This is a genomic window from Pseudomonas putida group bacterium ESBL64, assembly GCF_045277175.1.
GTDB lineage: Bacteria > Pseudomonadota > Gammaproteobacteria > Pseudomonadales > Pseudomonadaceae > Aquipseudomonas > Aquipseudomonas alloputida.
In genome coordinates, this window is sequence record NZ_CP145799.1 from 3,797,451 (window position 1) to 3,810,386 (window position 12,936).

Below are 12,936 nucleotides of genomic sequence, written 5' to 3' on the forward strand. Positions count from 1 at the left end.
GCAATGGAAACCCGAGCCCATCACGTCCTCATCGGCCTGGTCACCGTTCTGGTGGTGGCCGGGGCCATGCTGTTCGGCCTGTGGCTGGCCAAGTCCAGTGTCGACGACGCCTTCAAGGATTACGAAGTAGTGTTCAACGAAGCCGTGTCTGGCCTTTCCCGAGGCAGCACGGTGCAGTACAACGGCATCAAGGTGGGCGACGTGTCGACCCTGCGTCTGGACCCGAAAGACCCGCGCCGGGTATTGGCACGGGTGCGCCTGAGCGCCGATACCCCGGTGAAGGAAGACACCCAGGCCAAGCTGACCCTGGCCGGCGTCACCGGCAACTCATTCATCCAGCTCAGTGGCGGCACGCCGCAAAGCCCCGAGCTTAAAGGCAAGGATGGCAAGCTGCCGGTGATCATCGCTTCGCCATCGCCAATCTCGCGCCTGCTCAACGACAGCAGCGACCTGGTGACCAACATCAACATGCTGCTCCATAACGCCAACCAGATGTTCTCTGAGGACAACATAGGCCACCTCAGCAACACGCTGGCCAACCTCGACAAGACCACCGGCGCCTTTGCCGGCCAGCACGGCAGCATCGCCGAGGCCATCGAACAGCTGGTAAAGGTGGGTAATCAGGCCAGCGCCACCCTGGCCGAAACCCAGGCGCTGATGCGCAATGCCAACGGCCTGCTGGGTAGCGAAGGCAAACAGGCGATCGGTAGCGCCGAACAGGCCATGCAGTCACTGGCCCAAAGCACGGCAACCATCAATAGCCTGCTGAAGAACAACAGCGAGGCTATCGGTGACGGCGCCCAGAGCCTGAACCAGCTCGCCCCGGCCATTCGTGAACTGCGCGAAACCCTTAACGCGCTCAAAGGCATTTCCCGGCAACTGGAGGCCGACCCGAGCGGCTACCTGCTTGGCCGCGACAACAACAAGGAGTTCCAGCCATGAATCTGTCGCTGCGCCTGCTGACCCTGGCGGCCTCGATGAGCCTGGTCAGTGCCTGCTCGATCCTGCCGAAGAGCGAACCTGTGGACCTTTATCGCCTGCCGGTAAACCAGCCCAGCCGCACAGCCCCGCCGCTGGAGTGGTCATTGCGCCTGAACAAGCCGCTGGCCAGTGAAGTGTTGGCCGGGCCGCGCATTGCCGTCATTCCCCAAGGCGATGTGATAAGCAGTTACAAGGGCGCACGCTGGAGCGATGCGGCTCCGGTGCTGCTGCGCAACCGCCTGCTTGATGGATTCCAGCGTGACGGCCAGGTGCAGCGCCTGAGCGCTGACGACAGTAACCTGCAAGCCGACTACGAGCTGGCTGGCGAGCTGCAGGCGTTTCAGAGTGAGTACCGCCCGGGCGGGGCGGTGGAGGTGGTGATCCGCTACGATGCGCGTCTGGTTAAGGGGCGCGACCAGCGCATCCAGGCCAGCAAGCGCTTCGAGATTCGCCAGCCGCTTGCCGACAAGCAAGTGTCAGCGGTAGTCGCCGGCTTTGGTCAGGCCAGCGACCAGCTGGTGGGGCAGGTGGTGAGCTGGACCATTGCCCAGGCCAACCAGGCACAGCTGAAGGTTCAGGCGAAGAACCAGTAGCAGACGAAGATCGCCGCGACCACCCCTGAAAACTCGGCCAGCAGTGCGCAACCGACCGCATGGCGCACGCGCTGGATGCCCACGGCACCAAAGTACACGGCCAGTACATAGAAGGTGGTTTCGGTGCTGCCCTGAATCGTCGCCGCCACCAAGGCAGGGAAACTGTCCACGCCTTGGGTCTGCATGGTCTCGATCAGCATTGCCCGCGCTGCGCTGCCAGAGAACGGCTTGACCAGCGCGGTGGGCAAGCCCTCGACGAAGCGCGTGTCCAGGCCCATCCAGTTCACCGCATGGCGAATACCGTCCAGGGCCAGCTCCAGGGCACCAGAGGCGCGCAGCACACCCACCGCCACCAGCATCGCCACCAGGTAGGGCAGCAGGCTCTTGGCCACATCGAAGCCTTCCGTGGCGCCTTCGACAAAGGCTTCATACACCTTCACCCGTTTCAGGGCGCCCACCACCAGGAACAGCATGATCACGCCAAACAGCGTGAGGTTGCCCATGAGCGACGACAGACTGGCCAGCGCGGCGGCCGACAGGGTGCCAAGAAAAGCCATGAAGCCTCCCAGCAGCAAAGCGCCGGGGATGAAGTAGGCAAGCACCACCGGGTCCCACAGACGCAAACGCTGCATCACTGCCACCGACAGCAGACCTACCAGGGTCGAGACGCTGGTCGCTAGCAGGATTGGCAGAAACACCATGGTCGGGTCTGGTGCGCCTTGCTGCGCCCGGTACATGAAGACGGTTACCGGCAGCAGGGTCAGCGACGAGGCGTTGAGCACCAGGAACAGGATCTGCGCGTTGCTCGCGGTGGTGCTGCCAGGGTTCAGCTCCTGCAGCGCGCGCATGGCCTTCAGGCCAATCGGCGTAGCGGCGTTGTCGAGTCCCAGGCCGTTGGCGGCGAAGTTCATGGTAATCAGGCCCAGGGCCGGGTGGCCGGGCGGCACCTCCGGCATCAGGCGGGCGAACAACGGGCCCAGCACCCTGGCCAACCATTCGACGATGCCGGCCTTTTCGGCGATCTTGAGAAAGCCCAGCCACAGGGTCAGTGTGCCGAACAGCAGCACCATCACCTCGACCGACAGCTTGGCCATGGCGAAGATGCTTTCGACCATTGCCGCGAAGATGCCTGCGTTGCCACCCACCAGCCATTGGGCCATGGCGGACACCGCCGCCACCAGGAAAAAGCCGAGCCAAAGGCCGTTGAGCATCCGTATGTTCCCCCTGAAAAGTGCCCGAATAATAGCGTATCGCAGCCTGTGACTGGCGATCGCGAGCCTTTGTAGGCGCGGCTCAAGATCTCGCAGATAACAAAAAGCCCCGACAAGTCGGGGCTCTTGGTCAAACAGCCATCAGGCTCAGCGCTTGGCGGTTTCTCCAACCACTGCAGCTTCCTGCTTCTCGGCCAGCAGCGAGGCGTAGTACTGCTCGCCCTTGACCGCGTCGTACATGCCTTCCCAGCGAGCAATGACCAATGCAGCCAAGGCGTTGCCCACAACGTTCAGCGCAGTTCGGGCCATGTCCATGATGCGGTCCACGCCAGCGATGAAGGCCAGGCCTTCCAGCGGAATGCCCACGCTGCCCAAGGTGGCCAGCAGTACCACGAACGATACGCCCGGCACACCCGCGATACCTTTGGAAGTGACCATCAGGGTCAGTACCAGCAGCAGCTGCTGGCTCCACGACAGGTCGATACCGTACAACTGGGCAATGAAGATCGCCGCGATGCTCTGGTACAGGGTCGAACCGTCGAGGTTGAACGAGTAGCCGGTCGGTACCACGAACGAGCAGATCGACTTTGGCGCACCGTACTTCTCCATCTTCTCGATCACCCGCGGCAGCACGGTTTCCGAGCTGGAGGTGGAGTAGGCCAGGATCAGCTCATCTTTCATGATGCGCATGATCTTGATCACCGAGAAGCCGAACAGGCGGGCAACCAGGCCCAGTACCATGAAGGCGAAGAAAGCGATGGCGAAGTACACCAGCAGCACCAGCTTGGCCAGCGGCAGCAGCGAGCTGAAACCGAAGTTGGCCACGGTCACGGCAATCAGGGCGAACACGCCGATCGGGGCATAGTTCATGATCATGTGAGTGACCTTGAACATGGTTTCCGAAACAGCCTGGAAGGTACGAACCAACGGGTCACGCAGCTCTGACTGCAGGCTCGACAGACCCAGGCCGAACATCACCGAGAAGAAGATGATCGGCAGCATTTCGCCACGCATCAGCGCTGCGAAGATGTTCGACGGAATCAGGTTGAGCAGGGTTTCGATGAACGCGTGCTCATGCTGCACTTCGGCCGCTGTCGCCTGGTACTTGGAGATGTCCACCGTGCCCAGGGTGCTCATGTCGATGCCGGCACCTGGATGGAACAGGTTGGCCAGCACCAGGCCTACGACGATGGCGATCGTGGTCACCACTTCGAAGTAGATGATGGTCTTCAGGCCGATGCTGCCCAGTTTCTTCGCGTCGCCAACACCGGCGATACCCACGATCAGCGACGAAATCACGATCGGGACGACGATCATCTTGATCAGGCGGATGAAGATGTCACCAGCGGGCTGAAGGACGTTGCTGATCCACCATGCCTTTTCTGCACTGAAATGATTCAGTAGCGCGCCGATTGCAACACCCAGGACCAGACCGATGACGATCTGCCAGGCGAGGCTCAGTTTTGCCTTCTTCATGTCTTTACCCTTTGTTTTAGTGGTCATGGCACCTGGCGGAAACACGCGTAACAGCGCCATAGGCAAGGTCACGGGCAGTAAGGGTTCCGTCAGGCGACGTCATGTAAGGACACCGCAGGCGAGCGACCGGGCGCTCTGGCCAGCGAAAAAGGCGGCAACTATTGCGACGGCAAGGGGCGAAAGCTAATGCCTGAAACGCATAGCCCATGCCGTTTATGCATACTGTTTTCGACCTAGCCGGCAGCTTCGCAAGTGCTTGATTTATAACATTCGGAATCCCGAACAAGACCAAACCGCCATATTTCGGCAGATTTGGCGGGACAGGTAGGACATGAAAGATGGCCTGTTCGACAATCCGAATGGCGTAAATGCCACTTGTAGCAGCACCAAGAAGGTCGAAAAAAATTTGATGTACGGTCGAGACAAAATGTGTCCCAGGGGAAAAAACGCGCAAGGGAAGCGACGTTTCCTACATGGCTCCTCGGAAGTCAGGTCTGGCAAGGCATCCCTGTGACGCCGCCGACCTGAGACTTCCGATTCCGCCTTTCCTGACCCGGCCCATTACTGGAGGCACTCCCTGTACCCCTAGGCCACTCCGATCCTGAAACAATCAGAGCAGCCCGACCCCTTGGTCATGTGCTACCCCTCCTCGGGGCGGCGCATCATAGAAGGCTGAACTATAGAAAGCTTCAGCTTCTATTACGTGACAGTGAGTGACCTTTCTTCCGTGCCGGCAATAATGCTCAGTACCAGTTCGGGTCACGTTTGAGCTGCTCCTGCAGCATTGCCTTCATGCCGTCGTCAGGTTTGCCCAGCCAACGGTACTGCGCATGACGGGTGGGCGACTTGTCGCTCGGCAAACCTTCGGGTACCTCCACGAGCATCCCGTAGGCATCATCCTTGTCCCAACTGAACGCCACGATCAGCCGCTTGTAGGTGCAATTGTCCTGTTTTTCGCACAGCGGGCCGACCAGGTACTTGTCGCCGTCTTCCGTAACGGCAGACATCTGCTGCTGGGCACTGCCGGTCAGATTGACCACCCAATCGGGCAGGCGTTCCTCGCCTTCGAGGGTGTCCTGCCAGGTTTCCCGGTACTCCGGGTCCGAGCCGAGCAGCTGGTCGATCCGAACCTGGCCGTCATTGGCCGCCATGGCCGCCGCGCTGCCGCCCAGCAACAGGGCGGCGACCACGGCTGAACGAAGCTTCCTGCTCATCTTCAACCTCGTCCGCGTCCAAAGAAGAAGGAGGCTACAAACAACACCAGGAAGACAATGAACAGGATCTTGGCGATACCTGTAGCAGCGCCCGCGATACCACCGAAGCCCAATACGGCGGCGACAATGGCGATGATGAGGAAAGTGATAGCCCAACTCAGCATGGTAGTTCTCCTTTCTTTTTGCGGAATCGATCCGGCCGCCTGGTCAGAAAACCCAGCGTTCCTGGGGAACAACTTTTTCCACAGTGGCCGGTGAGGCAATGGCCTGGCCAGCGGGCTGCCAGTCGGCGGCCTTGACCAAGGTGTTGGCACGAGTGGCCTGAATCTGCGTCAACAGGGCAGTCTGAGCCGCCACCTGCTCAGCCAGACGCGCCGTCTGCAAGCTGTAGTAGAAGAGGCCAGCGGCCAAGGTCAGCAGCATCGCCATGCCGAGTGTCAGCATCTGGCGCAAAGGCAGTGCGGCGCTCTGCGAGCGGTTGACGGATTGGCGGTTCATGCTGGCTCTCCTGCTGTAATTTTTTGTTCAACCTGAACAGGTAATTGCAGCCTGCATGCCAGCCTTTTGTTTTAAATAAAATCTTTATAAATCAATGACTTAACCAATACACGAATGCATCGTGAGGACGTATCCTGCACGATGGCGCCTGTACGGTCGTGCGAATTGCACGATCAGCCTTCAACCTTGGTCGCCACCTTCAGCAGGTCAGCATCCACGCCCCGTACGCCGATGATCTGCCGGGCGATCTCCACGGCGATGGTTTTCTGCTCCGCGCTAACCACTTCGCCCGAGAGCCGCACCATGCCTGCTTCGCTGGCCACCTTCAGGTTCAGGCCATCGAGGTTGCGACTGAAGCGATAGCTGCTCTGGATCTTGTCGACGATCCAGCTGTCGCTTGGCTGCAGCCCGGTTGGCGCACCCGCTGGTGTTTCCCGCGCTTTGGCCATGGCAGCGGTATCGAGGCTGACCAGGTTGTTGACCAGGTACACGCCGTCGGTAGTACGCGCTACCACGCCCGCCAACTCCTTGGCTTCGGCACTGTCGACCTTGCCACGCAACGTCACCACACCTTCACTGCTTTGTACTTCTATAGGGGCCTTTTCGGTGGTACGGCTCCACAACAGCCGAGCACGGATCACCGCCGCCAGGGTCACATCCTCCAGGCGCTGGGCGTAGGCACGCAACTCCAGTGGACGCTCCACCAGTTGGGTATTGACCTGCAGCAGGTTCTCCACCTGTTCGATGCCCCGGGTAGCGCGGGCCACGTCCTCGGCCAGCTGCCGCTCGACCTCGTTCTCCACCTCACCGGAAAGCCGCGCCTGCTTGCCGTCCACTTCAACCTTGATACGAAATGAATCAAGCATGCGGTTCAGTGACAAAGCGGTTTGCAGGGCGCCTTCCAGGCGCGCGTCCTGCACAGGGTCGGCGAATGCCGGGGTAAACATGGGTAGCAGGGTGGCGGCCAAAACGGCTGTACGCAGGGAAAAGGGCATGGCAGTGCCTCCTTCGTGGGCAAAATCTGAAAAACATCGCAACCAATGTGCCAGCGCGTGTCTCTAAGCAAATCATTGAAGAATCACGGCTTGTAGACATCGTTCGGCCACTGGCTAGCATGCAAAGGACAGAATCCTTCAGAATTGACCATGCAACTTGCCCGATTTTTCCCACACTAAATAAAGATCTTTCCCTAAGGAGCACAGGAAATGGAATCAGCCCAGGACAACCAAGGCCGCATTCTACTGGTGGATGACGAGTCCGCGATCCTGCGCACGTTCCGCTACTGCCTGGAAGACGAGGGCTACAGCGTGGCTACGGCCAACAGCGCCGCCCAGGCCGAAACCCTACTGCAGCGCCAGGTGTTCGACCTATGCTTCCTCGATTTGCGCCTGGGTGAAGACAACGGCCTCGACGTGCTGGCACAGATGCGTATCCAGGCCCCGTGGATGCGGGTGGTGATCGTCACCGCGCACTCAGCGATCGACACCGCAGTGGATGCCATCCAGGCCGGCGCTGCCGACTACCTGGTCAAGCCGTGCAGCCCCGACCAGTTGCGCCTGGCCACTGCCAAGCAACTGGAGGTGCGCCAGCTTTCTGCGCGCCTGGAAGCCCTGGAAGGTGAAGTACGCAAACCCAAGGACGGCCTCGATTCCCATAGCCCGGCCATGATGGCGGTGCTGGAAACCGCCCGCCAAGTCGCCATCACGGACGCCAACATCCTCATCCTTGGCGAATCTGGTACCGGCAAGGGCGAACTGGCACGGGCCATCCATGGCTGGAGCAAGCGTGCACGCAAAGCCTGCGTGACCATCAACTGCCCGTCGCTTAACGCCGAGCTGATGGAAAGCGAGCTATTCGGCCACACCCGCGGCGCCTTCACCGGCGCCAGCGAAAGCACCCTGGGGCGGGTCAGCCAGGCTGACGGGGGCACGCTATTCCTCGACGAGATCGGCGATTTCCCGCTGACCTTGCAGCCCAAACTGTTGCGTTTCATCCAGGACAAGGAATATGAACGCGTCGGCGACCCGGTTACCCGGCGTGCCGATGTACGTATCCTGGCTGCCACCAACCTCAACCTTGAAGAGATGGTGCGCGAAAGCCGCTTTCGCGAAGACCTGCTGTATCGCTTGAACGTGATTACCCTGCACCTGCCCCCGCTGCGCGAGCGCAGTGAAGACATCCTTATACTGGCCGACCGCTTCCTTGCCCGCTTCGTCAAGGAATACTCCCGCCCCGCCCGCGGTTTCAGTGACGAGGCGCGCACCGCCCTGCTCAACTACCGCTGGCCTGGCAACATTCGCGAACTGCGCAACGTAGTGGAACGGGCCAGCATCATCTGCCCGCAGGAAAGAGTGGAAATCAGCCACCTGGGCATGGGTGAACAACCCGCCGGCAATGCCCCGCGCGTAGGTGCCGCGCTTAGCCTGGATGAGCTGGAGCGTGCTCATATCGGTGCCGTACTGGCCGCCAGCGATACCCTTGATCAAGCCGCCAAGACCTTGGGCATCGATGCTTCTACCCTGTACCGCAAGCGCAAGCAGTACAACCTATGAAATGGCCGCCCATGAAGCTGCGTACGCGGCTTTTCCTCAGCATCTCGACGCTCGTCACGGTGGCATTGCTGGGGCTGCTGCTGGGTCTGGTCAGCATGCTGCAGATGGCTACAGTGCAACAGCAACTGGTGCGCGATACCACCCATGTCCTGGAAGTGGGGCTGAAGTTGCGCCAGAACCTGGGCGAACAGCTGATGCTGATTCTCGATGAAGATACCGCCCCGGAAAGCCTGCGGCTGCTGCAGGAAAACTTCCAGGACCTGCTCAACCAAGGGCTGGAGCAAGGCGGTGAGCGCACCGGTTTCAGCAAGGCCAGCAGCAACTACCAGGCCTTCCTCCAAACCTATCGCGACAGCGCCACACCCGCTCGCAGCATGGGTGCCGATCAGCCGCTTGGGGCCGCGTTCAATCAGGTGCGCACCGACCTCATCGATTCTCACAAGCAGGCATTGGACCTGATTACCCGTAGCGAGGAGCGCACCCGTGACCGCGCCTTGCTGGTCAGTGGTGTACTCGGCCTGATGGGGTTGGTGGTGTTGGTACTGGGCTTTATCACCGCGCACAACATCGCCCGGCGTTTCGGCCAGCCGATCGAAGCCTTGGCCAAGGCGGCCGACCAGCTAGGCAAGGGCAATTTCGACGTTACGTTGCCGGTTACCCAGGCCGCCGAGCTTAACCAGCTGACCCGCCGTTTTGGTCTGATGGCTGATGCCTTGCGCAAGCACCAGGCCACCAACGTTGACGAGCTGCTGGCCGGCCAGCAGCGTTTACAGGCCGTACTCGACAGCATCGACGACGGCCTGCTGATCATCGACCGCCAGGGCCGCCTCGAGCACCTCAACCCGGTGGCGCAGCGCCAGCTGGGCTGGAACGATAGCCGCGTGGGCAGCAGCCTGGTCGAAGCCCTGCAGCGACCCGAGCTTGAGCAACAACTGCGCCAGGTTCTGCGCGGGGGCAGCCTCGACCGCCCACCGGACGACCTGAACATGGAGGTCGATGACGAATCACGTCTGCTCACCTACAGCCTGACCCCGGTCAGCCACCCGCAGGGGCCAATCCTCGGCGCAGTGATGGTGCTGCACGATGTAACCGAGCAAAGGGCCTTCGAGCGAGTGCGCAGCGAATTCGTGCTGCGCGCCTCCCATGAACTGCGCACCCCGGTGACCGGCATGCACATGGCCTTCGGCCTGCTGCGCGAGCGGGTCAAGTTCCCGCCCGAAGCCCGCGAGAACGACCTGCTGGAAACCATCGGCGAAGAAATGCAGCGTCTGACCCAACTGATCAACGACCTGCTCAACTTCTCCCGTTATCAGAGCGGTTTGCAAAAGCTCGAGCTGGCCCCCTGTGCCATCGACGACCTGCTGGAGCATGCGCAATTGCGCTTTGCCGAACACGCTGCGCACAAGCAGATCGAGTTGATCAAAGAACTGGACCCGCCGCTACCGCGCATCCAGGCCGACGTCGCCCAGTTGGATCGAGTGCTGGACAACCTGCTGCACAACGCCATCCGCCATACCGCCAACGGTGGGCGCATTCGCCTGCATGCCCGACGGCATGCGGAACGGGTGATCATCAGCGTCGAGGACAATGGAGAGGGCATTTCCTATGGGCAGCAAGCGCGCATCTTCGAGCCTTTCGTGCAGGTAGGTCGCAAGAAAGGCGGTGCTGGGCTGGGGCTCGCGCTGTGCAAGGAGATTGTGCAGCTGCACGGAGGGCGTATGGGCGTGTTTTCCCGGCCGGGGCAGGGGACACAGTTCTACATGGCGTTGCCGGTCTGATTGCTTAAACGCGCCTACACCCGCCGCGGCAGGTGCCCGCGAGTCACCAACTCGGCAAACTGCCGGGCGTTCAGCGGGCGGGCGAACAACCAGCCCTGGCCATAATTGACCCCCTCGCTGTTCAGCAGCACTGCCTGGTCCTCGAACTCGATACCTTCGGCAATTACCCGCAAGTGCAAGTCATGGGCCATGCGGATGATATGCGGGGCCACGCCGCTACTGGCGGCATCGTGGCCCAGAGCGTCGATGAATGCCTTGTCGATCTTCAGGCAGTCCACTGGCAGGGTTTGCAGGTAGGCCAGGCTGCAATAACCGGTACCAAAGTCGTCGATCAGCACCTGATGCCCCACGGCGCGTAGCGCCTGCAGATTGTCACGGGCGACCACCACGTCGATCAGGCCGCGCTCGGTCACCTCGAAGGCAATCTGGCTGGGCGCCACTCGATGCAAGGCCAACAAGCGCGCCGCCACCCGGCCAATACGTGGCACCATCACATCGCAGGCCGCCAGGTTTATCGATATGTATAGCTTGGGGTGCGAGCGCAGTAGCTGACCTAGCTGTTCAAGCACACGCTGCAGGACAAAGTCGGTGATCTGGCGAATCTGCCCGGTATTCTCCGCCAGCGGAATGAAAAGGTCCGGGCTGGTCAGGGTGCCGTCCGGGCGGCGCCAGCGCACCAAGGCCTCGGCGCCCACACAGCGCCGGCTGTCGAGCTCGATGATGGGTTGGTAGAGCACCTGCAGCTCTCCACGACGCAAGGCATTCTGCAACTCTGAACTCATCGACCGTCGTTGCAGAATCAACTGCAGTACCAACCAACCGATGCAGCAGGCCGCCAGCACGCTGCCGGGGAACAGCAACCAGAGCATGCCGTTCATCCTCAGCGGCAGACTGGCCCTCGGGGCAATCAGCACCAACTGGTAATCCGGCGACTTGGTCGGCATTCGGTAGATCAGCCGATCACTGAGTTCCAGCAGCGACTTGTGGCTGGTCGACCAGGCCGAGGGCGGAGGCCATACCTGTGGCGGGCCAAGCACCGGAATGGCCCGGGCGCCGTTATCCAGCACCACGACCAGGCTGCCGCCCGGGGGCAGGTCCACCACATCGGTCAAATGCCCACGGGAGGTGGACACCAGAAACTTGCCCCGGCCCAGCATCAGTGCTGCCAGGTTCTCGTTCGGCTCGGTGGTTGTGTTAAGCCAGTAGCTGTACGTCGGCCCCTGGATATCTGGCGCCCGCAAGGGAACGAACGCTCGCTCATCACCGCGGTTGGAGCAGGCAACATTGCCATCTACATAAGCCGCTTCATAGATGAACCGCGAGCTCAGGCCAACCTGTTGCAGAGCTGCCAGCATCGCCGGGCTGCAGCCGCGCAAGGGTTGGGCCTGCAGCAGGTCTACCCCTTCGCGCAACTGGCCGAACACCTGTTCGAGCCGGTCCAGAAAACGCTCGCCCTGGGCATTCATCTGTTCGCTTTCGCTTTGCTTCATTTGTTGCAGGGCAATGCCAATGCTGGCAGAGAGCAACACCGCGGCGCTGGCCAGCGCTGCCAAAGTGGCCAGCATCCAGGGGCGGTAAAAAATTTGGCGCAGCAAGGCAATGAAGGCTGACATCGAAGGCATCCAGTTGATAACCAAGGTATAGCAACGGAATCAATAATCACCCTCACCGTTTGGCGCTTCGCTGCAATCCACCCACGCTCTTTGTAGAGGCAGCCTTGTGGCTGCGATGAGAACGTTAATAAACCGCGTCGACCAAACCCGCCTCTTCATAGCGCAAGGCTGCTGCAACAAGTACCTCGCCCGCCACGACTCAACGCATGCGGTTAAGTACCTGCAGCATCGCTGCTGTCTGTGCATCCGGCATGCCGTCGAAGCGCTGCGGGCGGAAGCGCATCTGGAAGGCGGCAATCACATGACGTGTGGCGACATCCAGCACGCCGGTCTGCTCGATCTGATAGCCAAACCGTGCCAGCTCCTGCTGGTACCAGCCAACGCTTGGCGGGTTGACGCTGAAGTAGGCTTGCTGCCGTGCCACGGCGTTAGCATCCGGCCAGATACCCAGCCCGGCATCGGCCAGGCGCTTCCACGGGAACAATGGCCCCGGGTCCAGCTTGCGCAGCGGGGCGATGTCACTGTGGCCGATGATATGGCGTGGTTCGATGTTGTTGCGTTTGACAATGTCCTTGAGCAGCGCGATCAGCGACTGGATCTGCGCCTCGCTGTAAGGGTGCCAGACCCGGCCGTTCGGGGTGTCGGTAAAGCCCGGGTTGACGATCTCGATACCAATGGACGAGGAGTTCAGCCAGGTGCGCCCCTGCCACTGGCTATCACCGGCATGCCAGGCACGACGGTTTTCATCCACCAGCTGATACACCGTTGCCGGGCCATCGCCGATCAGGTAATGGCTGCTGACTTCACCCTGGGTAAGCAGCGCCAGGGAGCGCTCCAGCGAAGCATTGGTGTAATGCAGGACAACGAACTGGATGCGGTTGTCCTGATTGACCGAAGGGTGACTGCGGTCGATGCGCAGGCCCGTCGAGCAACCGGCGACAGACAATAGCAAAAAGGAAATCAAGGTTTTTTTAAGCGTGGAAAGCACGTCAGTGGCCTCAGCGTATGAGCGCTACAGTA

General features: G+C 60.9%; 12 protein-coding genes. 4 read left to right on the plus strand and 8 right to left on the minus strand.

Annotated elements, in window-relative coordinates; genetic code table 11:
• Positions 1–3: 3 nt before the first annotated feature.
• Together V6093_RS17260 and V6093_RS17265 are read left to right on the plus strand one after the other, a co-directional pair.
• A complete protein-coding gene (locus V6093_RS17260) occupies positions 4–942 on the plus strand; it encodes an MlaD family protein (protein WP_014754976.1) in 939 nt (312 codons plus the stop codon).
• Positions 939–1,574: an ABC-type transport auxiliary lipoprotein family protein gene (locus tag V6093_RS17265; protein ID WP_014754975.1), complete on the plus strand. Its 636-nt coding sequence runs from the start codon at positions 939–941 to the stop codon at positions 1,572–1,574. The genes V6093_RS17260 and V6093_RS17265 overlap by 4 nt, the downstream gene beginning before the upstream one ends.
• Here V6093_RS17265 and V6093_RS17270 read toward each other — a convergent pair.
• The 6 genes from V6093_RS17270 to V6093_RS17295 form a co-directional block, all read right to left on the minus strand.
• A complete protein-coding gene (locus tag V6093_RS17270) occupies positions 1,556–2,785 on the minus strand; it encodes a nucleoside recognition domain-containing protein (protein WP_003252955.1) in 1,230 nt (409 codons plus the stop codon). The genes V6093_RS17265 and V6093_RS17270 overlap by 19 nt on opposite strands.
• A gap of 147 nt (positions 2,786–2,932) precedes the next feature.
• Positions 2,933–4,261: a glutamate/aspartate:proton symporter GltP gene (gltP, locus tag V6093_RS17275; RefSeq protein ID WP_003252957.1), complete on the minus strand. Its 1,329-nt coding sequence runs from the start codon at positions 4,259–4,261 to the stop codon at positions 2,933–2,935.
• 743 nt (positions 4,262–5,004) lie between these two features.
• The gene (locus V6093_RS17280) at positions 5,005–5,475 is read right to left on the minus strand and encodes an inhibitor of vertebrate lysozyme family protein (RefSeq protein ID WP_179053176.1); all 471 of its coding nucleotides are present in this window, start codon (positions 5,473–5,475) and stop codon (positions 5,005–5,007) included.
• A 2-nt stretch (positions 5,476–5,477) separates the two neighbouring features.
• Positions 5,478–5,639: a DUF1328 domain-containing protein gene (locus V6093_RS17285; RefSeq protein ID WP_003252966.1), complete on the minus strand. Its 162-nt coding sequence runs from the start codon at positions 5,637–5,639 to the stop codon at positions 5,478–5,480.
• 43 nt (positions 5,640–5,682) lie between these two features.
• Positions 5,683–5,973: a hypothetical protein gene (locus V6093_RS17290; protein ID WP_003252968.1), complete on the minus strand. Its 291-nt coding sequence runs from the start codon at positions 5,971–5,973 to the stop codon at positions 5,683–5,685.
• A gap of 173 nt (positions 5,974–6,146) precedes the next feature.
• Positions 6,147–6,968, minus strand: a complete 822-nt coding sequence (locus V6093_RS17295) for a BON domain-containing protein (RefSeq protein ID WP_406669566.1) — start codon at positions 6,966–6,968, stop codon at positions 6,147–6,149.
• Positions 6,969–7,178: 210 nt separating this feature from the next.
• Between V6093_RS17295 and algB the strand changes: the two genes are divergently transcribed.
• Both algB and V6093_RS17305 read left to right on the plus strand, forming a co-directional pair.
• Positions 7,179–8,525, plus strand: a complete 1,347-nt coding sequence (gene algB / locus V6093_RS17300) for a sigma-54-dependent response regulator transcription factor AlgB (protein WP_003252973.1) — start codon at positions 7,179–7,181, stop codon at positions 8,523–8,525.
• A complete protein-coding gene (locus V6093_RS17305; RefSeq protein WP_011953156.1) occupies positions 8,522–10,303 on the plus strand; it encodes a KinB sensor domain-containing domain in 1,782 nt (593 codons plus the stop codon). The genes algB and V6093_RS17305 overlap by 4 nt, the downstream gene beginning before the upstream one ends.
• 14 nt (positions 10,304–10,317) lie before the next feature.
• On the opposite strand, the gene V6093_RS17310 is transcribed toward V6093_RS17305, so the two are convergent.
• Complete coding sequence (locus V6093_RS17310) at positions 10,318–11,916, minus strand: EAL domain-containing protein (protein ID WP_014861522.1); 1,599 nt, start codon at positions 11,914–11,916, stop codon at positions 10,318–10,320.
• A 199-nt stretch (positions 11,917–12,115) separates the two neighbouring features.
• On the minus strand, positions 12,116–12,904 hold the full coding sequence (locus V6093_RS17315; protein WP_014861523.1) for an N-acetylmuramoyl-L-alanine amidase: 789 nt from the start codon (positions 12,902–12,904) through the stop codon (positions 12,116–12,118).
• Between the last annotated feature and the right edge of the window lie 32 nt (positions 12,905–12,936).

Bases quoted from the DNA above. Each gene is read 5' to 3' on its own strand.
- V6093_RS17260 (WP_014754976.1), top strand. From the start codon at position 4: ATGGAAACCCGAGCCCATCACGTCCTCATCGGCCTGGTCACCGTTCTG.
- V6093_RS17265 (WP_014754975.1), top strand. From the start codon at position 939: ATGAATCTGTCGCTGCGCCTGCTGACCCTGGCGGCCTCGATGAGCCTG.
- V6093_RS17270 (WP_003252955.1), bottom strand. From the start codon at position 2,785: ATGCTCAACGGCCTTTGGCTCGGCTTTTTCCTGGTGGCGGCGGTGTCC.
- gltP (WP_003252957.1), bottom strand. From the start codon at position 4,261: ATGAAGAAGGCAAAACTGAGCCTCGCCTGGCAGATCGTCATCGGTCTG.
- V6093_RS17280 (WP_179053176.1), bottom strand. From the start codon at position 5,475: ATGAGCAGGAAGCTTCGTTCAGCCGTGGTCGCCGCCCTGTTGCTGGGC.
- V6093_RS17285 (WP_003252966.1), bottom strand. From the start codon at position 5,639: ATGCTGAGTTGGGCTATCACTTTCCTCATCATCGCCATTGTCGCCGCC.
- V6093_RS17290 (WP_003252968.1), bottom strand. From the start codon at position 5,973: ATGAACCGCCAATCCGTCAACCGCTCGCAGAGCGCCGCACTGCCTTTG.
- V6093_RS17295 (WP_406669566.1), bottom strand. From the start codon at position 6,968: ATGCCCTTTTCCCTGCGTACAGCCGTTTTGGCCGCCACCCTGCTACCC.
- algB (WP_003252973.1), top strand. From the start codon at position 7,179: ATGGAATCAGCCCAGGACAACCAAGGCCGCATTCTACTGGTGGATGAC.
- V6093_RS17305 (WP_011953156.1), top strand. From the start codon at position 8,522: ATGAAATGGCCGCCCATGAAGCTGCGTACGCGGCTTTTCCTCAGCATC.
- V6093_RS17310 (WP_014861522.1), bottom strand. From the start codon at position 11,916: ATGTCAGCCTTCATTGCCTTGCTGCGCCAAATTTTTTACCGCCCCTGG.